18 protein-coding genes are annotated in these 22,839 nt (G+C 56.4%); 14 read left to right on the top strand and 4 right to left on the bottom strand.

Going from position 1 to position 22,839, the window contains the following annotated elements; genetic code table 11:
* Positions 1-61 precede the first annotated feature (61 nt).
* Positions 62-985 (bottom strand): thioesterase domain-containing protein, encoded by a 924-nt coding sequence (locus L6639_RS40335; RefSeq protein ID WP_237867034.1) that lies wholly within the window; start codon positions 983-985, stop codon positions 62-64.
* Positions 985-2,919, bottom strand: coding sequence for a non-ribosomal peptide synthetase (locus L6639_RS40330; RefSeq protein ID WP_237867033.1), 1,935 nt, complete (start codon positions 2,917-2,919; stop codon positions 985-987). The genes L6639_RS40335 and L6639_RS40330 overlap by 1 nt, the downstream gene beginning before the upstream one ends.
* 441 nt (positions 2,920-3,360) lie before the next feature.
* Here L6639_RS40330 and L6639_RS40325 point away from each other — a divergent pair, with 441 nt between their 5' ends.
* The 3 genes from L6639_RS40325 (at position 3,361) to L6639_RS40315 (ending at position 5,631) form a co-directional block, all read left to right on the top strand.
* Complete coding sequence (locus L6639_RS40325) at positions 3,361-4,107, top strand: hypothetical protein (protein ID WP_237867032.1); 747 nt, start codon at positions 3,361-3,363, stop codon at positions 4,105-4,107.
* 46 nt (positions 4,108-4,153) lie between these two features.
* Entirely contained in the window at positions 4,154-4,558 is a 405-nt protein-coding gene (locus L6639_RS40320; RefSeq protein WP_237867031.1) for a hypothetical protein, read from the top strand.
* A gap of 215 nt (positions 4,559-4,773) precedes the next feature.
* Positions 4,774-5,631 (top strand): polysaccharide deacetylase family protein, encoded by an 858-nt coding sequence (locus L6639_RS40315; RefSeq protein ID WP_237867029.1) that lies wholly within the window; start codon positions 4,774-4,776, stop codon positions 5,629-5,631.
* Between the two features lie 53 nt (positions 5,632-5,684).
* On the opposite strand, the gene L6639_RS40310 is transcribed toward L6639_RS40315, so the two are convergent.
* A complete protein-coding gene (locus tag L6639_RS40310; protein WP_237867027.1) occupies positions 5,685-6,722 on the bottom strand; it encodes a glycosyltransferase family 2 protein in 1,038 nt (345 codons plus the stop codon).
* A 468-nt stretch (positions 6,723-7,190) separates the two neighbouring features.
* Between L6639_RS40310 and L6639_RS40305 the strand changes: the two genes are divergently transcribed.
* Positions 7,191-8,333 (top strand): hypothetical protein, encoded by a 1,143-nt coding sequence (locus tag L6639_RS40305; RefSeq protein ID WP_237867025.1) that lies wholly within the window; start codon positions 7,191-7,193, stop codon positions 8,331-8,333.
* A 19-nt stretch (positions 8,334-8,352) separates the two neighbouring features.
* Here the strand turns inward: L6639_RS40305 and L6639_RS40300 are convergent, their stop codons facing one another.
* Complete coding sequence (locus L6639_RS40300) at positions 8,353-9,273, bottom strand: glycosyltransferase family 2 protein (RefSeq protein ID WP_237867024.1); 921 nt, start codon at positions 9,271-9,273, stop codon at positions 8,353-8,355.
* A gap of 180 nt (positions 9,274-9,453) precedes the next feature.
* On the opposite strand from L6639_RS40300, the gene L6639_RS40295 reads away from it, so the two are divergent.
* The 10 genes from L6639_RS40295 to L6639_RS43395 all read left to right on the top strand — a co-directional run.
* Positions 9,454-10,221, top strand: a complete 768-nt coding sequence (locus L6639_RS40295; protein WP_237867023.1) for a WecB/TagA/CpsF family glycosyltransferase — start codon at positions 9,454-9,456, stop codon at positions 10,219-10,221.
* Between the two features lie 13 nt (positions 10,222-10,234).
* Positions 10,235-11,353: a non-hydrolyzing UDP-N-acetylglucosamine 2-epimerase gene (wecB, locus tag L6639_RS40290; RefSeq protein ID WP_237867022.1), complete on the top strand. Its 1,119-nt coding sequence runs from the start codon at positions 10,235-10,237 to the stop codon at positions 11,351-11,353.
* The gene (gene wecC / locus L6639_RS40285) at positions 11,346-12,623 is read left to right on the top strand and encodes a UDP-N-acetyl-D-mannosamine dehydrogenase (protein WP_237867021.1); all 1,278 of its coding nucleotides are present in this window, start codon (positions 11,346-11,348) and stop codon (positions 12,621-12,623) included. Before wecB ends, wecC begins: the two co-directional genes overlap by 8 nt.
* A gap of 48 nt (positions 12,624-12,671) precedes the next feature.
* Positions 12,672-14,129: an oligosaccharide flippase family protein gene (locus L6639_RS40280; RefSeq protein WP_237867020.1), complete on the top strand. Its 1,458-nt coding sequence runs from the start codon at positions 12,672-12,674 to the stop codon at positions 14,127-14,129.
* 88 nt (positions 14,130-14,217) lie between these two features.
* Positions 14,218-15,333, top strand: a complete 1,116-nt coding sequence (locus L6639_RS40275) for an acyltransferase family protein (RefSeq protein WP_237867019.1) — start codon at positions 14,218-14,220, stop codon at positions 15,331-15,333.
* A gap of 31 nt (positions 15,334-15,364) precedes the next feature.
* A complete protein-coding gene (locus L6639_RS40270; protein ID WP_237867018.1) occupies positions 15,365-16,027 on the top strand; it encodes a class I SAM-dependent methyltransferase in 663 nt (220 codons plus the stop codon).
* A 221-nt stretch (positions 16,028-16,248) separates the two neighbouring features.
* A complete protein-coding gene (locus L6639_RS40265; RefSeq protein WP_237867016.1) occupies positions 16,249-17,286 on the top strand; it encodes a hypothetical protein in 1,038 nt (345 codons plus the stop codon).
* A gap of 400 nt (positions 17,287-17,686) precedes the next feature.
* Positions 17,687-18,982: a hypothetical protein gene (locus L6639_RS40260; RefSeq protein ID WP_237867014.1), complete on the top strand. Its 1,296-nt coding sequence runs from the start codon at positions 17,687-17,689 to the stop codon at positions 18,980-18,982.
* 61 nt (positions 18,983-19,043) lie between these two features.
* Positions 19,044-19,826, top strand: coding sequence for a YdcF family protein (locus L6639_RS40255; RefSeq protein ID WP_237867012.1), 783 nt, complete (start codon positions 19,044-19,046; stop codon positions 19,824-19,826).
* Between the two features lie 725 nt (positions 19,827-20,551).
* The coding region (locus L6639_RS43395; protein ID WP_237867010.1) for an Ig-like domain-containing protein at positions 20,552-22,839 on the top strand (2,288 nt) is incomplete at its 3' end.

Below are 22,839 nucleotides of genomic sequence, written 5' to 3'. Positions count from 1 at the left end.
GGGACCGGCAAGGGAATTCCGGATCTTGGTGGCTTCTCGCAGCCAAGCGCGGATCGGCGCCTCAGACGCCGATCTGGTTCAGCCGTTCTTGCAGTGCTGCGGCGAGGACGCCGACGTGCTCGCCGATCAATAGGTCATTGACCTCAAATCTCTCAAGGTGGTGTTCGCTCACCGAGCGAGCGAGCGGCTTCCAAAGGTGTGCGCGATGCCACCAGTCGGCTGTAATAAAGAGGTCGACATGACCGTCATAGACTTGTGGCGTATAGTTGTAGACTGCCGCAACTGTCGCGTTCTCGACCCGGCTCCTGGCGGCGAGGTTGCTGGCGCCGACGAGCTCCGCGCCCTTCTGTCGTTCCTGCCTCAGTTGAAGGCGACGTTTGAACGCGCTCGGGGTCAGCACTTTTAAATAGCTGGACAGGCGTACAAGCAACAGCGATGTTGGATTGAACATCGTCGGATACGCACTGCCTATGAGCGCAAGCAGGGCAACTTTCTGCCTCATCGCTGTGAGCTGCTGTGCGACCTCGAAGGCTAAAGCTCCTCCTGCACAGTGCCCTGAAATCAGGTAGGGGCCTTCCGGACGGTACTTGCGTATTTGCTGGACTTCATAGCGTGCGAGGTCTTGGACCGTTGAGAGCGGCTCACTGCCATCGAGACCAGGCGGTTGAATGCCGATCATCGGCTGCTCCGCGTGCAGGTGTCGCGCCAACGGGAGCATACAAAAGATGTCTCCGCCGTGGCCGGAAACTGCAAATATCGGAGGCCTCGATCCGTCTGGCTTGATAGGGACGATCGAGGCCCGTTCGACATTGCGGGCCTCCGCTTGCCGGAGAATTGCCATGATCGCTTGCTTGCGGCTGGCAAGTGCGTGCTTTAGCTCTGCATCCAACGCCCCTACGGGGGCGCTGCACTTCAAATGTGAATCCTCGATCCACAGGCGGACGTCGCGGGCGCGAAGCGTCGAAAGGAGGGCTGCATCATCCATCACAGATTGAACTCTTCCCGTGCGCCTGAAGAAGAACTGGTACTCTGGTTGGTGATCACGAGCATATCGATCGCCTCGGCAAGCCCGGCGATTGTCGGTCGCTCGAACAAAACAGCAATCTCGAGATTGATATTGAAGAGCGCGCGCAGTCTCGTAACAAGGCCTACGGCTGTCATCGACTGCCCGCCAAGATCGAAGAAGTCATCCTGAATGCCGATTCCTTCTGTCCGTAAGAGTTCGCACCAGACAGTGGCGATGGCCTTTTGAGTCTCGGTTCGCGGGGGGCCGCCCTCGCCCCTGCTGGCATCAGCAGGTGCCGGGAGAGCCTTTCGGTCGATCTTCCCGTTCTGGGTGAGCGGGAGGGCATCAAGCAGCACGAATTGTGAAGGGACCATATATTCGGGTAGGCGGGTCCCCAACGATTCCTTTAGCTCGTTGGTGTCCAACGCACCGTTGCGCGGGACGATGTATCCTACTAGCTGACGGTTCCCGGGCTCGTCCTCGCGAGCAATCACAGCGCACGCTTGCACGCTAGGTTCAGCCGCGAGATTGGCTTCGATCTCACCGAGCTCGATGCGGTAGCCGCGAATTTTCACTTGATCATCCGCTCGGCCGAGATACTCCAGGACGCCGTCGTTGCGAAAACGAGCCAGATCTCCGCTTCGATAAAGACGCGCGTCTGTCTCCGTGCTGAATGGGTCCGACAGGAACCGTTCTGCGGTCAATTCGGGCCGGTTCAAATAACCGAGGCCAACGCCAGTCCCACCGATAAACAGCTCTCCCGCCACGCCAGGCGCGACCGGCGTCATGTTCTCGTCAAGGACGTAAAGCTGTGTGTTGGCGATGGGGCGTCCGATGCAGACGGAGCCACTTGTCGGATCATCAATCTGAACCTCATGCACGCAGCAGCCAACGACCGTTTCGGTCGGACCATATTCATTGAACAAACGCGTGGCAGGGGCATGTTCGCGCCAGAGGCGGAGTGTTTCGGCAACGAGGTTTTCGCCGCCGATCACAAATGCACTAGCTGCATCTGCGGCCTGCTCGGGCGCGATTTGCGCGTTAAGCAACTCGAGATGCGCGGGCGTGATCTTGACGAGACCTCGCTTTCCGGGGGCCTTGAGGGCGGCCAGGAGCTCTTGAGCACCGACATCCTCTGGCAAAAGTTCAACGGTCCCGCCGCCCAATAGGGTGGTGTAGAGACTAGTGACCGTCAAATCGAACGAGATCGATGTGTGGACCGGAACGGCAAGCCCGGCTGCCACAGGGTAAGTCTTGATCGCCCACCACAGGTAGTTGACCAAACCCCTATGCAAGATCATCGCCCCCTTGGGCCTACCCGTCGAGCCGGACGTGTACATGACATAGGCCAAATTTGAAGGGGCAGTCGCCGACGAGGGATTGGACTTGGACTCGCCGCTCAAAATTGGCGAATCGACGTCCAGGCAAATGGTCTTGTCTGCGGGCGTCGATAAGAGCGACAGGCAGCCTTTTTGCGTTAGAAGGACCAGCGGGTTCGCGTCCTCGATCATGAAGGACAACCGCTCCTTTGGATAGGCTGGATCGAGCGGAACGTATGCGCCGCCTGCTTTCCAGACGGCCAACAAAGCCACAACCAGTTCGGGAGAGCGCTCAAAGCACACACCCACTAGCGTGTTGGGACCAACTCCACGCTTGCGGAGATAATGAGCGACGCTATTAGCTCGCTCGTTTAGATCGCGATAGCTTAAGCGGCGTTCTCCGAATTTCACCGCAATTGCATCCGGTGTGTGCTCGACTTGAGCCTCGAACAATTCTTGCGCGCAAACTTGCGGGAAATCAGCACGAGTGTCATTCCACGCCCGCAGTTTCGCTCGCTCCTTGTCGGGCAAGCTGCCCCAAATGTCGGGGCGATATTCCTTCGATGGATTTGGCAACCCTTCTATCAATGACACAAATCGCCTCCCGGTATCTCGCAACCGTACAAAGTGTTCGTCTACCTAAACTGTCCGCGTCCCGGAACGCGTCCGCCAAGCCTCGAAATAATCATAGGACATTCCCGAATTTAATTAAATAGTATTGCTATGGTAAATTATTTTACTGGAAAAAGACAATCAAATCAATCTACCCGGCGTCCCATGGCGGTTGTTTGCTTTTTTGTCGCTATTTAATTTCATTGTTCTGAAGTCGGTCTTCCCGCTATTCTAGAGTTCGGCCTTGGTTCCCAATCGTCGCTCCGAAGCTGGATCCGTTATAACCGGGGCGCGCCTGGAATTTGAAGTCAAAGAAGCAAGTCATCGAACGACATGGCTAGAGGTCTGACCGCTATCTTGAGATCTCGCCCGACCCGCGGCGAGCTCTATGCAGGTGTATTCATAATCGGTTGCGTTAATGGCTTGGCCGCGAAAGCCATTTCGTCGGTGCATCGGATTGGATGGCAGAATGCCGTTCTGGGCACGTTCGACGTCAGCGCCGTGGTTGTTGCCGCATGCTTTGCAGGCATTTCGCTGGTCCTATCCGACAGAACTGAACTGGTGCGTCCCGTCGACGTCGCCCTTGCGGTCCTTCTCTTGCTGGCCATCGCGCTTCCCATTGGCGCGGCAAGTTGGATCGCTGTTGCCATGCTGAGCCTCTACGTGTTGTCGAGCCAGCAGGGATCTCGATCGTTGCATCGCGGGGCAGTCATTCTCCTGGCCACCACGGTTCCTATGCTGTGGAGTCGCCTCATCTTTGATCTGTTCGCAAAATATGTGCTGGCAATCGATGCGTTGCTTGTCGGATGGATGCTGGGAACGGATCGGCACGCCAATATGGTCGAATTTGCCGATCACTCAGGAACACTCGCTATCTTCCCGTCGTGCTCGTCGCTTGCAAATGTATCGCTTGGCCTGTTGTGTTGGATCACGATCAGCGAAATGGCCGGCCACAGAAGGCGCGCGCAAGATATCCTGTGGTGCGGGATTGTATGCGCATGCGTCGTTGCGGTGAACGTCCTTCGCATGAGCCTCATGGGGTTGAGTTATGCGCATTACTCGATGCTTCACAGCCCGCTATCCGAGCTGGTTGTGAATGTCGTTATTTTAATCGTCGTCGCTGCGATCAGCATGCTAGGCCTTAGACGTGACATATTCTCCCGCGCTTAAGTGCATGCTCATCGTATTGATCCCGCTGACAATCGGGTGGAAATTGATGTTGAAGCCGGAGGATCCGGTGGAGATACAAAATGCGATTGCCGCGTTTCTCGCCGAGCAGAAGTTTGAGGTCACGGTCAGCAACGAGAATCTGGAATACATGCATATCGTGGATGCGAGATCACCCTCGTGCCATATGCGCGTAGCCAGGATCTCGCCGCTCGGCCACGAGGCGGATCTCGTTCGCAGGTTGAACGAGCCGAACGGTCGTACGTATTATGTGTTTAGAAGAGTGGTCTATGCGGACCAACCCGTCTACCTGACGGTTGTGAACTATATTTGGTTCAGGTTCCTCCGCGAACTCGGATTCGTGTCGCGCGTTCCCCCCGTCCTCGCTATCGCTGCCTCTTGTGAGACTGACAAATTGCCATGGAGCATGCTGCGCTCCCTCGAGCCGACCTGAGGAGCCTATGAGCGTCCGATGCTTCGGCCCAAACGCCCCTCCGGCGAGCCCGGCTGAAAGAGCGATAAAGCTTCGTTCCGGAGCAGCTTGCCCTATTTTCTCGACTCGGAGCCTAATTCTGAGCGGGTTTGGAGTAATGTTTTTACTGGTCTATTGATATGGAGCAACATGACCTTTCGTCATTTCCCAAGTACTGCACGATGAGAGCGATAGAATTGCGCCGCTACGTGAAGATCCTGATCAGTCTGACTTATTTTGCTGGTCGCGCGATCTTGCGCTTCATCTTGGGGCAGTCGTCCGCGCAACGCCTTACCGTGCTTTACTATCACGGTATCTCGGCTGAAGATCGGTCGGCTTTCGCGCGTCAGATGGAAGCTCTTCATCGCGGAGCCCAGGTGGTGCCGGCCTCGCACCGCGGCCCGCTCCCTGAAGGGAAGAAATGTGTTGCAATCACGTTCGACGACGCGTTCGTCAGCGTTGCTCAAAATGCCCTTCCCGAGCTTGCTCGGTATGCATTCCACTCCACAATATTCGTGCCCGTAGGCTGGCTTGGGCGCGCGCCGGGATGGGTTATGAACGAGATCGAAGGCGCAACCGGTGCCGGCGGAAGTTCGGAGCGCTTGGAAGTGGTCATGTCCCGCGAACAATTGCAGGCCCTCAGTGCCTCGCTAGTCTCGCTCGGGTCACATACGATAAGCCACCCGTCAATGCCGTCTCTCAGCCCGAAGCAGTTGCGTGAGGAGCTCGAGGACTCGAAGGCTCGATTGATGCAATTGAACAAGGGGCCGATTCTTGATTTCTCATTTCCCTACGGAGAGTATGACGTTGGTATGCTCGCCGATTGCAGGGCGGCAGGCTATGAAGCCGTGTATTCAATATCTTCGCAGGAGATCGATACAACCGCTCCTGATCTGTTGCGTGGACGGACGAAGGTGGATCCGTCCGACGGCCCGCTGGAGTTCTTCTTGAAGTTCAACGGCGCCTATCACTGGACGAGATTCACAACCCCGCTCAAGCGCTTCTTGGGATCAATGAAGGTCGGGGCGGCACGCGACCAAGCCACGTCGCGTTGAAGGGGCGGAACCCGTCCCCTCCTATATCGCCGCAGCGAGCACGGCGATCATATTCAATGGTCGTGAAATTGCGGCTGGCCTGTTTCGCCTCGTATCCCCGCGAACAAGCCCTTCGCAGCTGCTTGAAAATTTCTTGGCGAGCGCGCGAAGAGGTACATCGTCGCGTGGATGCAACCGAACAGCCCCGCCAGCAACACGTAGCGAGGCCAGTGCATCCGGACGAAAGTTAGATTATTACGGCTTTCAAGGTAGACCGAAAGATAGGATCTTTGTGCTCGACGACGGGCCGATCCGATTGTCGTACCCCCTTTATGCGGTACGATCGAATCCGGCGCGTATCCAAGGCCGTGCTTTTTTGCTCGCTGAGACCAATCGGCGTCTTCGTAGAAGAGGAAGAAGCGCTCATCCATGGGGCCAATATCCTCGAGGCAGCGCCTCGTGACGTACATCGATCCGCCGGCGATGCAGTCGAGGTCAGCCTCTATCGACTTGAGGTCCACGGGAGCGTTGACGGACTCTCCGAGGCCGATCAACTCGAGATCTGCTCGAAACTTCCGCCATCGATGACCGGCGCGGCAATGAACATACGTACTGTGGACATTGGGCACGATTGTGCTGCCTACCATTCCCTTGTTGCCAGCCGAAGAGCGCTCCACCAGAGCCTTTAGTGCGTCTGGTTCAGGTTCTGAGTCTGGATTGAGCACCCACACTCCGTCCCATTCTGGGTTTGGTAACACGCGATGAATCCAGAAGTTGGTGCCTCCAGCGTACCCCAAGTTTTGCGTTGCGCAGCCAACCCACACACGTGTGTTGCGCCCCTTGAGCGCAAACCGGGCGACATCAATCTGTCGGGACGAAACGGCCGCCGGCGCTTCTGGGGGCGCATCCGAGCCCCTGGTGCACGGCGCCCCCGGCCCGATCAGTGTATCGCACAATAGAGCAAATGCTCGATCCCCGCCGTTCTCGCAAATGAAAACGTCAAAGTGCGGTTCAGGTGTCGAGCGCGATAGCGCGGCGAGGCAAGCCCGTACGTCTTCAGGATTGCGGAAGCCTACGATAATGATCGCAATGCGGTGCTGATCCAGGGTCATTTACCTTCACTCAAAAAAATCCTGCGGAGAACAAATCGATACGTTAGAGCCAATGCAAGCTGAAGCGCGGGAACGCCGGATGGGACACATTCGGGCGTCTGGCCCATCAGAATTAAAGAGATCCTTCACCGAACTGCAACATGTAACTCCTGTTCCGCACTCTTCGCAGCATTCCGCGAGGGGTTGAACGGGCTTTGTAAGACCGAGCCGTGCAGTGGACAATCAACGCGTCGCACTTGCTGCAGTACTGGTAAACGAGCGTTCGGGACCTGCCCTTCCGTTGCCACATCACGACGATCCGGCTTCTGTGCGTACCGCGCCAGAAGAGGGGGCGCCGATACAAGCCTGAGCACTTACGATGTCTAAGTAAACTCACTCGCTTGATTTGCGTTTTCGGACAAGTCGGCTAAATAATCGATGCGCAAGAGGTCGACTCAATCAATATCGTTAATTTTTAGCGGATCCATTATGAATGTCCGAGATGTTCTGACACCGGCAAATTCTCCGCTGGTGGATTACGCCCTGAAGGGTCTGGATCGATGCTGGCTCGGCGAAAGCGGTCGCTGGTCTCATATCTATCATTTGGACGGGCGCCGCGAGCCAAATGAATCGGTTCCTCCAAGTGATGTATTCTATACTCTCAATGTGCTCCTGGGGATGACGCGAGTGCCGTCAGTCCCGGCTCACGTTAACCTGCGCGAGATCTTCTTGCATAATGCGCGGCAGTTGAAGGCGCTCCCAGTTTCCAAATACGCGTTCGGAGTGGCACTCTGGACTTCAGCGGAACTGGGCGTGACGTTGCCCGACGAAATTCTTCGCCATATTGAGGGGCTCCTTGCTGACCGGAACCAGTGGCGGACCTTTCGAGCGCAAGATCTCGGTATGATCACCGCCGGTGTTGTGGCGCAGGCGAAGACCGATAGAAAGTGGACGCCGAAGGCTGCTGAGCTGGTTCAGTTTTTGCTCGATCAATACCATTCGCCATCGAGTCTGTTTTTCGACGCGGCCCAGGGACCAAGGCGTCGGTTTGCGTCTTTTGCGACCCAAACCTATTTGCTTCTTGCTTGCTACACTTATGGTGAGCTGACAAATGATAGCCGGTTCATCGAGATTGCCAATGCGACCACCCGAAAGCTGATCGGACTTCAGGGGCCCGGCGGCGAATGGCCGTGGTTCTTCGATGCTGCAAGTGGACGGGTGCTCGACTTCTACGAGGTGTACTCGGTTCACCAATACGGTATGGCTCCGGCGTTTCTTGAAATGGCCGAGCGACACGGGCTATCAGAGGCTCGCGATGCGATCTGCAAGGGGTTTCGGTGGGTCCTGGGCCAAAATCAGCTCTCCAAGTCGATGCTTGTGCCCGACCTGCACCTGAGTATCCGCTCGCAAGTTCGACGAGGGGAACTGAAGTCAAAGAGGCCGAGAGTCATGCGTGCTATTGGCAATGCGTTACTTCAGCGCGACGCTTCGTTGGTCGATCCTGCAGCAATTGAGCTTCGCCTCGAGTGTCGAAGCTACGAGCTCGGGTGGATCCTCTGGTCGTTCGGAAGTCGTTCAGACCTGCCGGAATTGACGCATCACGCAGCTTTCACGCAGGCGAACCAGACTTAATTTGCCTGTCGCCCCGGTACTAGCCGGGGTGCGGCTTGCGATTCCATTGGACCTCCCTGCGCGAAACCAGCAGGTGGACCATCTTGTACGCGCGATATGCCCGCACGATTACCAGCACCATTAGGGCCTTCGCCTTCGGTATTGCACCGTCGACACGGTCGCTGGCAAAAATCTTGATCCAATCGAAGGCGGGCGAGAGCAGCACGGCTGCTGCTCGCACCAGCCATCGAGCTTGCCATTTTGCGGTGTGACTTCCAGCATTTACCGCGTGCTGGATATGCCGATCCCACTTGACAAGCAGTTCGTGCAGAGTTTCTCGGGCAGGATGAAAGACAACCATGCCGGGAACGTAATTGAACTTGTAGTCGGCCGCGCAGGCGCGCTGTCCCCAGTCAATATCTTCAGCAATATCAATTCCACGAAACGGGCCGATCCGCTCAAAATCCGATCTTCTGACGACCAGATTGCCAGTACCGCAAAACCCGTGCTGCTCGATGTAGAGCTTGAAACGGTACGCGAACACGCTTTCGTACGCTTCGAGGGCGGTGATCGGCAGATTGGGCTCGCGCCATATCTTCACGTCGCCGCCTAGAATTGTTTTTGCCGGCGCTCGATCCAAGGCCTCAACGGCACACTTGAGCCAATCCGCGTGCGCACGGCAATCAGCGTCAATGAAAGCAAGTATCTCGCCGCTGGCGGCTTCAACCCCCTTATTGCGAGCCGGTCCAGGTCCGGGTTTGGCTTCTTGCAGAAGAAGAGTTCCCGGATATCGATCGATGACCTGCCAGGGAAGCGAGGCGGAGCCGTTGTCGATCACGATGATTTCGAATGAGGTGCGATCCAGGCTTTGCGCGCTCAGGCTTGCAAGACATGCCGCCAATTGGTCGGGCTGGTTCAGGTGAGGAATGATGACGGAGATAGAGGGCTTAGTCGGCTTCATTGTCTGCTTTCTTTAAGCATATCATCCAAAAGGGGGCATTCAAAGCCCGTCATCAATTTTAACCGAAAAATTATTATCGCTGTTGACAAGATAATAATATAATTAAATAGATAGGCATAGATTATTATTGAAATCAGTTCCTGCGCCGAGGGCGCGTTTTAATCGATTTAGGAGCCTAGCATGCGGGCAGATCTGCTGGGATGTTCCGTCGACATTTTGACCATGACCGAAACCGTTGAGCGAGCTCAGGTCGCAATGCGCGATCGGCGCCGCCTCCATCATGTCGCGTTGAACGTCGCAAAATTCGTAAATATGCGCTCGGATAACGTCCTCCGCTCAGACGTGCTGGGCAGCGACCTCATCGGCATCGACGGTATGGGCATCGTCCTTGCGCTTCGGATGCTCGGGGTGCCTGTCCAGGAACGTGTCACCGGCATTGATTTATGCTGGCAGGTGCTCTCGGTTTGTGCGCGTGACGGGTTCCGGCCATTCCTTTTGGGGGCGACGCCCGACGTCTTGCATCGGGCTGCCAGCGTCATTGAGAAGCAATTCCCGTCGATCCAGATCGCCGGCTTGAGAGACGGCTACTTTCGTGCCGATCAAGAGGAAGAGGTCGTCCAGCAAATTATCAATAGCAAGGCCGACTGCCTTTTCATTGCTATGCCGACGCCTCGCAAGGAGCGGTTCCTTTCCGCCCATAAGGACCGTCTGCTTGTGCCGTTTATCATGGGCGTCGGGGGCTCGCTCGACGTCATCGCCGGACACGTGCGGCGAGCCCCGCCTCTAATGCAGTCGATGGGACTTGAATGGCTTTATCGGGTCTATCAGGAGCCGCGTCGAATGTGGTGGCGATACACCAAGACCAACATCATGTTTGCGGCAATACTCGTTCGCGCTTTTCTCACTCAGCAAAGCATTGGTCCCCGTCGACTGTCTCGTTCGGGTTGAGGAGGCGTGACGCGTGACGAAGCGAATATTTGTCTTGTTTGGGACGCGGCCCGAGGCGATCAAACTCTTTCCAGTCGTAAAGGAGCTTCAGGCCCTCGACGCGATCGACGTGACGGTGTGCGTGACTGCCCAGCATCGTGAGATGCTGGACCAGGTGTTGCGGCTCGTGAAGATCGTTCCCGACATCGACCTCGATCTGATGAAGAAAAATCAGACCCTGGACGAGTTGAGCAGCCGGATCTTGCTGTCCGTTGGCGAGGCGCTCGACCGGGTCCGCCCCGATCGAGTGGTCGTGCAGGGGGATACGGCCACCGCAATGATGGGTTCTCTGGCGGCCTACTATCGGCGCATTCCAGTTTCGCACGTCGAAGCGGGTCTTCGCAGCGGCAACATTTATGCTCCTTGGCCGGAAGAGGTGAACCGAAAGATCATCGGAACAATCGCGGATCAGCACTTCGCTCCGACTCAGCTCGCTGCCGACGTGTTGCTCAAGGAGAATATTCCTGCGGACAGGATCTACGTCACCGGCAATACTATCGTCGATGCGCTGGTGGCGACCAAGTCATTCGTCGAGGCCGATGCGAAACTGTCGCGACGTTGGGACAATCTCAAGAAGCGGCAGGGCAGCCGACGGATCGTTCTCGTGACCACGCACCGGCGCGAGAATTTTGGCCAGGGTATGGATTGCATTGCTGATGCTCTTGAGCGGATTCTCGAGCGAGAAGACGTGATGCTCGTTCTACCCATGCATCTCAATCCGAATGTTCGAAACGTTCTGCAGGGCCGATTGTCGGGGCATCCACGCGCCGAAATCATTGAGCCGCAGGAGTACGCCGACTTTGTCGGCCTGCTTTCCATGGCTCATATAGTGTTGACAGATTCCGGTGGTATCCAGGAGGAGGCCCCCTCGCTCGGAAAGCCGGTCCTTGTCATGCGCGACAACACGGAGCGGCCTGAGGGTGTCCTGGCCGGGACCGCCCGGCTGGTCGGTACCAGCCGGGACCGGATTGTCGCCGAGACATTCTCACTGCTTGATGATCCGTCCCGCTATTCGGAAATGTCGCGTGCGCATAATCCGTTCGGCGATGGTCACGCCAGCACGCGAATTGTGAAGGTAATGCTAAATGGCTGAGTTTCAGAATATTGTCGTCGTCGGGTTGGGATACATCGGTTTGCCTACGGCCGCTGTCATTGCGAGCCGTGGCATGCAGGTCGTCGGGGTCGACGTCAACGAGCGCGTGGTTAAGACGGTCGCCTCGGGTTCGATCCACATCGCAGAGCCCGACCTGGAAGGTCTAGTTCAGAAGGTCGTGACTGCGGGATCGCTTAAGGTCGCGACAGATCCGCAAAACGCAGACGTCTTCATAATCGCGGTCCCCACGCCCATCGATGAGGAAAAGCGGGCGGACCTCAAAAGCGTGATGAGTGCCGTGGAAAGCATCGCCGGAGTCATACGCCCCGGCAATCTTGTGATCCTGGAATCAACCGTGCCGATCGGGACAACCGAGGCGATTGCAAAGCGGATCACCGATCTTCGGCCTGACCTGAAAATCGGTTTGGCCGATGGGGACGGACAGGCAATCTCGGTGGCCTATTGCCCGGAGCGCGTCTTGCCCGGAAGAATCCTGACCGAACTGGTCCATAATGATCGATGCATCGGAGGCGTGACTCCTCATTGCGCCCGAAGAGCGCAGCGATTCTACAAAACGTTTGTGAGAGGCGCGTGCGTTCCGACCAGTGCCCGTGCCGCGGAAATGGTCAAGCTGACTGAAAACGCGTTCCGCGATACGAACATTGCGTTCGCAAACGAGCTCTCCCTCATCTGTGATCGCTACAAAATCAATGTTTGGGAGGTCATCGATCTCGCCAATCGGCATCCCCGCGTTAATGTCTTGCGCCCGGGTCCTGGGGTTGGCGGGCACTGCATCGCGATCGATCCGTGGTTTATCGTCGACTCGGCCCCCGATCTCGCGCGCCTCATTAGAACGAGCCGTGAAGTCAACGATTCAAAGATCTCGTGGACCGTGGACCGAGCCATCGCCCTGATCGAAGAGCATCCTTACGCAAACGTGGCGTGTTGCGGTTTGGCATTCAAGGCGAACGTAGACGATCTCAGGGAAAGTCCGGCCCTGGAAGTGGCGCATCAGCTTGCCGAGCGTTATGGAGATCGTGTGAAAATCGTCGAACCGAATATTCGGGAGCTGCCCGCGAGTATCTCTAAACACGGCGCCACGCTGACCGACCTCAATGAAGCCATCAAGACGTGCGACATAGCGCTCGTCCTGGTCGACCACGACGATTTCAAGCTCGTTCCCATCGCCGAGCGACGCCACCTCGCAGTGATCGATATGCGCGGAATTTGGCAGGATATGCCTGATAGGGGCTCGGGCGTGTCTCGGTGAAATCTAGAGTTCACCGCGCATCGGATCGCACGGTATGGAAAGACGAGCGTGACACTGCTTAGGACGTGGACGGAACGTGTCTTCGTCGGTGGCTTGGCGCCGCTGGTCGTGTTCGGCTCGCGGTTTGCGGGCAATATCATACTGTCGAGATTGCTTGCGCCAGACGAGTTCGGAACGGCAATCGCGATCGGCGTCGTCTTGAGTCTTGGCAGTCTTGCGACCGACGTTGCGCTGGACCGGTTCGTCATGATCGATGGATCGGCGCGAGCGCTGGCGGCAGCGCACTTGTTGTCTTTAACCAATGGCGTATTGCTTGCAATTTTGCTCGTGGTCTGCTCGCCGTTATCCGCTCGCCTGTTCGGAGTGCCCGATTTCTCATCGAGCTTTGCCTGGGCAGCCTGCATTTCGATAATCGGAGCGTTTGGTCACTTGGGTATTAAACAAATTCAGCGGACCTATAATTATGGGCCGGACACCATTGCCCAGGTCGTTGCCAACCTGACCTCGGTCGTCGTGCTGCTTTTCGCTGCAACAACGCTGCGCAATCATTGGGCGATCATCGTGAGTATGGCGTTCCAATGGATCGTCTATGTCGGCTTCTCTCATATGCTTGCCCGCTCTCCATACCGGGTTCGCTATAACAAGGCCAAGCTACGGCAAGCTCTCGCGTTTGGACTCCCTTTGACGCTCAATGGGATTGGTCTCGCCATCATGTCCCAACTCGACCGCGTCCTGGTCGGATATTGGTTCGGTGTGAGGGAGTTGGGAACTTACGCCGTCATGTTCAGTATGAGCGTGATTCCGACGCACTTGATCGTGAACGTTCTGAGCGGCCCTGGCTTTTCATTCTTGCTGGCTGATAATCCTGACGCGGCGCGCCGGCGGGAACGCTATCGTATCCTCCAGGGCGTCTATTCAGTTTTAACAAGTCTTTACGCGCTCTGGATGGTGCTGACTCTCGACGGGATCATTCCGCTCATATACGGCAAGTCGTTTGCGATCAGCGCGCCGGCTCACGTTCTCTTCGTGCTGATTGCCTGCCTGAGACTTCAGCGCTCCGGGGCGCCAACCTCGCTCCTCTTGGCGAGTGGCCGTACGAAGCAGCTCGCGGTCTTGAACTTGTCATCTGGCTTCGGATTGTTGATCGCTGCAGGCTGCATAGCGATTTGGCCGCGTCTGGAATCCATGCTCGTGGGAATAGCGATCGGAGAGTTCATCTCTTTCCTGGTCTTCTTTACGTCACTGGGCGATAAGCAATTTCCGCGAGAGCCGGCGGTTGTCGTGCGGGACGTGATATCAGCGATCTTCGTGCCTGCGACGCTTGCTGCTCTTCTTGCGCTCGATCCGGCTCCGACTTGGCCAGCCCGCGGAATGCTCTTTCTGCTGGGGCTCGGGCTCATTGTTTCGCAAGTCTGGTTGGAGCTGTACACCAACCGTAGCCTTCGCGAAGCGCTTTCTAATGCGATTAGCGGCTGGCTCGTACGGCGCCGGTCTATTCAGACATAGAGGATCGGATTTGGGTTAAGCATTCGACGCCCGAATCTTTGCAGACGATCGGTCCTCCGGGTAAGGTACCATCAGAGGCCATCAATCGATGTTGTTGCAGTCAAGCGTCACCGAAGGCAGGGACAATAGCTTCAACCTCCTGAGAATGATCGCCGCTGGCGCGGTTTTGATCTCGCACGCCTATCCACTCTCGTTCGGTTTCGGGACGCTCGAGCCTCTCGAGCCAGCCATAGGGATGACGTTAGGCACGCTCGCCGTACTGACGTTTTTTGCTATTTCCGGTTACTTTATTTCCCTGAGCTTCCACAACCGGCGGAGCTTGGTGCACTTCGCAACCGCGAGGGCGTTGAGAATATACCCGGGGTTGCTTTGCGTGCTGGTACTCACCGCGCTCGTGCTCGGTCCAGCAACCACCAAAATTGAATTGCCTCGCTATTTGTTGAACCAAGAGACCTTTCTGTACATACCGAGAAATCTTGCCCTCTGGCCAATGCAGTTCGGTTTGCCTGGCGTATTTGTAGACAATCCGTATCCCTTGGCGATCAATGGGTCGCTTTGGACACTTGTTTACGAAGTGCTTTGCTACGTCATGCTCGCGGTGGTGGGTCTCGCCGGTCTGACCTCGAATTGGCGCCGCTACGCACTTTTTTTGGCCGTGTATGCCTTCTGGTATATTGGGAGCCTCCCATTAATTCGGGAAGACTACCCGCACATCACCATCCTTCGAAATCTTCATTTGCTGTCCTTGCCCTTCGTCGTGGGCATGACGATCTTCCAATTCCGTGACCGATTGCAGCTGCGGCTTCCCTTCGTCATTTTACTGGCATTGGCTACAGCTATCTCATACGGCCGGCCGTGGTTTCACGAGTTGTTTGTTGTATGGTGGTCGTACACTATCTTCTACGTCGGCTTTCTGAGGTGCCGACTATTGTTTGCATATAACCGATTAGGCGATTACTCCTACGGCATGTATATTTACGCTTTTCCAGTCGAGCAAATCGTTGCGTCTCTTTACGTCAAGAGTACCCCGGTCATGATGGTCGCGATGTCCATGCCGATAACGATAGTCCTGGCCATTGCTTCGTGGCATTTCGTGGAAGAGAGAGCTCTCGCGCAAAAAGGGGCCGTGGCCAATTGGTTGGTGCGAGGCATAAGCGCGACCTATGTGAGGCGCTCGCAGCAGGGGCAAAGCGGTGGGCATTAATAGTGGCGCCCTCGTAAGGCGAGTTTGAAACATGAATTACTATCATTTTGTTCGGCGCGAGATCGAACCGCTACTGCCACCTAATCCGACTCGGATCCTCGAGGTGGGCGCGGGAGCGGGGGGCACACTCAAGTGGCTCAAAGCCCAGAATCCAGGTGCAGAGACTACCGCAGTCGAGCTGAATTCGGAGCTGCGCGAAGAGCTGACGCGGAACGTGGATGTCGCGCTTATCGGTCCGATTGAAGAGGTCCTGCCCGCACTGAAAACTTACGATCTGATCTTGCTCCTTGACGTGCTGGAACATCTGACCGACTCGGTCGGGGTGCTTCGAAAGCTCTCAAGCCTTCTGGTCCCCGGAGGGCATGTCATCGTTTCGGTGCCGAATATTGCGCATTTGAGTGTGTCGCTGCCCCTGCTGCTGACGCGACGTTTCACTTATCAGGATTCCGGTATCCTTGACCGTACGCATCTGAGGTTCTTCGTGGAAAGTACGGCGGTGAAGCTCCTCAATGATGCAAGTTTGACAGTGACCGCAGGTCTGATGTCCGGAATGCAAGGACCGCGGGCGAGGCTGATCAATATGCTTTCCTTGGGCGGGTTTCAGCATCACTTGGCCAAGCAGTACATCATGCTTGGTCAACAGACCGCCGGTCAGGTTTCGCAGCCGCCAGTGGATTGGAAAATCGCAAAGTGAGGCCCGCAAGGCTTAATTTGATTTGCGTTCGGTCGTTTTTTCTCGCTCCGAGAAGCTATTGCAGCTTCTCGTTCGCCAAAAGTTTGACTTGTCGGCTTCGATCAGGCGGAAACCAACTCTGTTGGTCGCCGAGTTGTCGTTCTAGCCTGGCCCGATAGCGAATATTGGCTTTGAAGGGACACGTTATGGACGCTTGTTCACGTATCAAGAGACGAAGCGTCTTGACGGGTTTGATCAATCTGGTCGCTGCCCCTGCAATCGTGCGAGCGGCGGTACCCTTGTCGTCGGATGAAGCGGCTGTCCCATTGAGCTTGAATTCTGGCAGCCAAGATGCGCCGGCCGGGGTAGCGCAATATCCAACATACTTCACCAGCTTGAACGGAATTTCGCCGTATCCGGTCCGTCCACCCTGGCCCGTCGCCGGCGTGGATTATCGAGTGGGCGTAAATGCTGGTGTCAGGTTGAAGGATCCGGCAATTATCCAGCCAAATGTGGCCTCGCGTTCGGGGACAAACCCGATCGTGCTTCGGCTCGAAGCTGACAACGTTGTCCTCGATGGTTACGATTTTACGATGGGGGGTTGGTGGCAAATTAGGAGCAATGGCCATGCTAATCTAACGATCTCGAACTCCAGGCTTCAAAACCTCTGTATCGATATAGACACTGGCCCCTTGACAGTTAAATATTGTGAGATCGACGGGTTGGGCGCCGAAGGAGAAACGATCTTCGGTTGCTTGGCGTTTCTACGGACCGGCGTAACGTCCACCTGGAGATATAACTGGTTACATAGCGCGCAAAACGATTTCATCGACTTGGCGACGTCAGATATCGATGCGCGCTTCAATCTGTTCGACACGATGGGCTATGAAGCCGGCGCTCACGCCGATGCGATACAATTTGCGGGCGACGGCACAGCCAACAACATAAAGATCCTATTCAATACCTACGTTCATATGGTTGCGACCAAGGCGAGTCCGAGCAGTTTTATTGACCTCGAAACGCAGCTTGGGACCGGGACGCAAGTGATGAATGGGCCGGAAGTTGCGTATAATACCGCCTCGAATACGGCGATCGGCGGACTTAGGGGGAGTACGTTTTTCCGTGTATCTCAGGTCAAAGGCACGATAGTGGACGCTTATGTCCATGATAATTTTGCGGATTTGACGAACATGATCGGCGTTATGTCAACGACCCCATCGCCGGGCCGAGGATATCGTAAGAGCGGCAACACCCTCTTGAGATCCGGACAGCGCTTCTAGGGCGCCATACAGTTGCCTGTGCTTGAAGAAGCGCTCGATTGCGGCCTCACAGTTGCGGTGGACGTGCCGATCCGGCCGCGGGCTGCAAGTCCTTTCGAGGAAACCCGAAGGGCCGGGCCGGGCTCCTACCACGGTTGCTCTCGTCAGGATCGGTCAGGCGTCGCGTAGTGGGTTGCGGCGGGCCTGGGCTTACCAGGCTCACTGCGGCAATGACCTCGAAGCGGTCGCCGAACGCATTGCCCGACCATGTAGGGTGGAGAGCTGTATTAATGATATTATTTAAGCGCCTGCACCGATTAGATTTGACGATGTCGCTCGCTCGCGTGATATTCTGGCTGCTACCAGGAGATACCGTTAACCGCGGATATCGAGTGAAATGAGACCGTCGGCGTCCGCAGTCTTGACCCATCTTCCAGGCAGGCAACTTGCCTCGATGTCGGGGGAAGCTTCTTCTACGCTTCCGTTCATGGTCACTGCAATTGTCGTCGGCCTGTTCCTGCCCGAGGAGCTTTCCTTTTATATGTTTGGGCTGCGGCTGACGTTCGTTAGGCTGCTCTGTCTGATGCTGGCACCGGTCCTAATTGTGAAGGGGCTACAGAAAGCATCGGCTGGACGTTACAAATTTGTTCTGTCAGATCTGCTCGTACTCCTGGCCGGGTTTTGGCTGGTTTATGGACCCGCCAACGTTGACGATCCGGTCTCGGCGCTCAATCATGCCGGCCCCACAATTCTTGAGTTTGGCGTCGCCTACATGGGGACCAGAATCCTGTTGTCGGAGCGCGGTCATGCGTTGGCTTTCGCCAATCTGCTCTGCCGGGCAATTGCGGTGGTTGCGCTCGTCGGGGCACTCGATCCTATAACCAACCATCGGTTCGCGCACGACTTGGCCGCCGCAATAGTTGCCCCAATGCATAGCATTGATTCCTGGGACGACGCTTATCGCCTCGGCTTGCTGAGGGCGACGGGACCAATCGAGCATCCTATTCTGTTCGGCTTTACATGCACGATCGGCATACTTATCGCGGCCTCGGTCCCTGTCCGCGGGCGGTTCTTCGTCATTGGAGCGTGCGGGCTCGGAGCCGTCCTGGCCTTTTCGTCGGCTCCACTTCAGGTAATGATTATCGGGTTCGTTCTGCTTGCTTATAATTCGATGTTTTCACGTATGGCTGGCCGCTGGTTGGTTCTGGTGGCGATAGGTATACTTGCCGTTAGCGCTGCGTTCGTGATCAGCAATAATCCCGTCGGGTTCATAATTTCGAACCTGACTTTCTCGCCCGAGTCCGGTTACTACCGCGAATGGACTTGGCACATGGTCACTCTGTACGTGTCACAATCACCTTGGTTCGGGCTTGGGTTTGGCCAGCTCCCCGAAGAGATAGACCATTCCATCGATTCTTTGTGGCTCGTGCTGTCGATCCAATCCGGCTATCCCGGAGCTGTGCTGGTCGGCCTTTCATTATTGGGGGCCGCTCCAATAGGGAGCCGCGGGCAAAACCTGACGTCGACCGAGAAGAAGCTCGCAACGATCGTCGGGATCGTGCTTTTCCTTACTCTCTATATTGCATTCACAGTGCACATCTGGGGATCCTGTTGGATTTTGACGGCCCTCCTGATTGGTCTGAAGGCGCATTTGACGGAACTGAATAGATTAATTGATCCTCGCGGCCCCGGTTTGGCGTCCAGAGAGCTCTCGTAAAAGTCCGAATCGTTGCGAGCCTCTTGGGCGGTGCGCCGCGACGGCTTGAAAGGATGTCGCGATGCACTTTACGTTCTCGAAGTTGATTGGCTTCTTTCTTGTCCCTTCAAATGTCATCGCCTCGCTGGCGGCGCTGACGCTGATCTTGATCATTTTTCGTCGCCGAAGCGCGATGTGTGCTGCTGGACTATCCCTGTTTGTCCTGGTGGCGGGAGGCTTGTCACCGATCGGAAACATCCTCCTGACCCCGCTCGAGCAGCGATTCCCGGAGATGATGCTTCCAGGCGAGCAAATCAACGGGATCATTGTGCTTGGCGGATCGTATGACTCACAAAGTCACGGCTATCTCAGCACCATCGTTCTCCAAGAAGATACAGAGCCGATGGCGGTCATGGTTGCCCTGGCCAAAAGATATCCCGCGGCTAAGATCATCTTCTCCGGTGGGACAGATGGCGCCGCCGGCCCAAGTGAGGCATCGGTCGTCAAGCAGTACTTCATTTCGTTCGGAATTGCGCCAGATCGCATTCTGGTCGAAGGCAATTCGCTGACGACGGCGGAGAATGCGCGTTATACGGCGCAACTCATCAATCCACCGCCGGGATCGCATTGGCTACTTGTAACCTCGTCCTATCATATGCCACGAGCAATCGGTGCCTTCCGAAAGGTTGGCTTTGATGTGTTCGCCTTCTCGGTAGGATCCCGGACCCATGGCTGGCAAGAGATGTGGGTGCCGGAAGACACGGCGACGGATAATTTGCGACGTCTCGATATAGCTGTCCACGAATGGTTGGGATTGCTGTTCTATTGGTTATCAGGCCGGTCCGATGAGTTGTTTGCGCGATGACCGCCAATCCATGCGATTACAGGGACGGTAGGCTACCCTCCTTTGAAGGCTGGGTTTGGCCCTCATGCTTGGTCGGACCGCGCTGTTTAAGGCGACTGTTGGTGTGTTTGGCTCCTGGTAGGCCGCGTCGCATCGGCGATTTCCCTTATGAATTTCACGAAGGTGCGGCGGTCGAGATCCCTCTCGGTCAAGGGGACGGGAAGGGGAGCTCCATGAAGAGCGGCGGACGCCCGTAAATAGCCCGCGACAATTTGAATCATCAACATTGCCCAAACCACCGTGCGGGCGCCGGTATGCTCTGATTCGCGATGGGGCTGAATCGGGCATTTTCCGCTGAATTGGCGATTTGGCAGGGCGCGATACTTTCAAGAGGCCGCCTGATTTAAAGTGGATTTAAAACGGTGATTTAATTCGACCCGTTCGGTAAAAAAGAACCTATTCCGCTTAGGCGCTTTTAGCGAGCTCGGCGGATTGGCGGCGTTATTGCCCTTTTTTAGTTCGTTCAATGATTCAATTGTGCGAAATATTCTCGGCCACGTTTCGTGGGAAGTCCTAGAAATCGTCTTAAAAAAGACCAGACCGAGGATCAGTCGAGGAGTTGGGTTTGGGGTGACAGCTCATCAGGTTTGATGCGCAGGGGGTGCGCAACTTGAGCGGTAATTGCTGATATTCCCAAAGGCGCGTGAACAAAGGGGCCGAATTTGACTCGCAGAACGCATCCATCCGTGCAGTTTGATCACGCCGAGCGCCATAGCTCTTCAGATATCATCGCGTCGATTGAGGCCGCGGCGGCTGATGCATTGATGGCCATCCGATCGACAGGTGCTGCATCACGGATGGCAATCGCCCAGTCTCTTCATCGAGACGTGTTTCACCACGGGCACTCGACCGAGCTTGACCAGGGAGCGGGTTTTTCTCTGGACGCAAATAGCGAGGTGGGCTCAAGTTTGCTGAGCGACGCCGCGGCCATCGACGCGCCCGCTCATGCCATGGCGCCGATCGTCGAGGTTACTGGAGGCGAGCCCGGTGCGTCTGCTGATGCCGTCCCTCAGGTTGCCGTGGTCTCTGATGGCGGAGCTCTTGAGCTCTCGTCTTCATTCTCGGGCACCGTCGCATTCGACGGAGCGACCGGCACCCTCAAGATCGACGACTCTTCGACATTCACCGGCAAAATCGCCGGTCAGCTTGCTATCGGCGATGTCATCGATCTCGCGGACATCACAGCTGGCGCGAACGCGCAGATCAGTTACACCGGCAACAACTCGCCAGGCATACTCACCGTCAGCGACGGCTCGCATACGGCTAGTATCGAACTGCTTGGCAATTATTCGCTCGCGAACTTTACGGCTTCAAGCGACGGTCATGGTGGCACCTCGATCGTCGATCCTCCGCTGGTTGGCGATGGTTCGGTTGGAGCGCCTGGGGGAACCCCGCAACTGGCCGGCATATTAGACGGCTATGCTGTGCGCCCTTCCTGGGAAGTGGCCGGCGTCGACTATGCCGTCGGCATTACCGCGGGCACCGTCCTGAAGGACCCAGCAACAATAAACATGGCCGGTGTTTCGATTAACACCTCGCTCCACCAGGTCACCGTCACCGGGGCCAATGTCACGCTTGACGGTTACGACTTCTCGCTTGCCGGCGGTTGGTCCGTCATCACTCAGGCTGCGAATACGACGATTTCCAATTCCAACTTCAAGATTGGATCGAACGGCAATTTCACAATCTATGGAGACAACGGTTCTTCAAATCTGACGGTCAAGAATTGCGTCATCGACGGCAGTATGCAGTCGGATCAGCTCAACAACGGTCTGATTTACACAAGTACGTCGGGCCTAACCGTTGAGTATACGCTGCTCAAGAATGCCTATTCCGATTTTATCCAGGCCCAGGGTGGTGGGCAGGTCACCATCAAGTATAATGTGCTGAACGACAACGGGAATGTTAATGCGCATCCCGATTGGCTTCAGACGATGGGGAGCAATCCCTTCACCGAAACCATCATGTACAACACTGTGTACCAAACCGTCGTGTCAAACTCGGACGGTACACAAGGCTTCATGCTCAATGACAACGGTTCGACGGTCACGAGCGCGGAACTGGCTTATAATACGATCATAGCTCTTCCGGGCTCCAAGGTCGGCGTCATGACGACGGTCACGGGCGGATCAAGTCTGGCTGGCACCGTGCTCGTCCACGACAATTTCGCTGATACGCGAGGGGGCACTTTCGGCAACGAAAGCTTCTTCTCCGATCCGACGTATTCCTCGAATGGAAAGTACTACAACAACACTAACATGGAGACGGGCGGTCTGTATTTTCAGAACGTCACGCCTTCGCCAACCGCACCTGTCGCGGCTCAGGCGAGCGCCGCAAAACCTGTTGTTACGGATTCAACCTTGGTGCCAACCGTAACTGTCACGAGCGAGACAGTAAGTGGGAGCGCCGTCACGCTGAAGGGGCAGGCAAGTTCTGGTTCCTGGATTGATGGCTACACCGTACAGATTTTCGATGGCTCGACGCAGATCGGTCTGGTCGACACCGATTCATCCGGTGCCTGGACTTTTACGGCGACGCTATCTGCCGGGACGCACAGCCTTACAGCAAAGGCAAACAACTTTTTCGGCTATGTCAGCGCGCCTTCGCAGGCTGTGAGCGCGGTCATTGCCGGATCCGGAACCTCGGCGCCTGCGGCGCCGACGATCGCCTCGTTCACGACCGACAGCGGCGTTGTCGGTGACCACATCACCAACGACAACACGCTGACGCTGACGGGTTCGGCGGTGGCCGGCAGCACCGTGAAGGTGCTCGACGGTTCGACCGTGCTGGGGACCGTGACGGCGAACGCGAGCGGTGCCTGGACGCTGACCACGGCGGCGCTGTCCGACGGCGGTCACTCGCTGACGGCGACGGCGACGACCTCGGGCGGCACCAGCGTCGCGTCCACGGCCCTGGCCGTCACCATCGATACGCACGCGCCGGGTGTGCCGACGCTGGTCGCATCGACGTCTGC

The organism is Bradyrhizobium zhengyangense (genome assembly GCF_022012555.1).
Classification (GTDB): domain Bacteria; phylum Pseudomonadota; class Alphaproteobacteria; order Rhizobiales; family Xanthobacteraceae; genus Bradyrhizobium; species Bradyrhizobium zhengyangense.
This window is presented reverse-complemented; position numbering and strand designations above follow the sequence as displayed.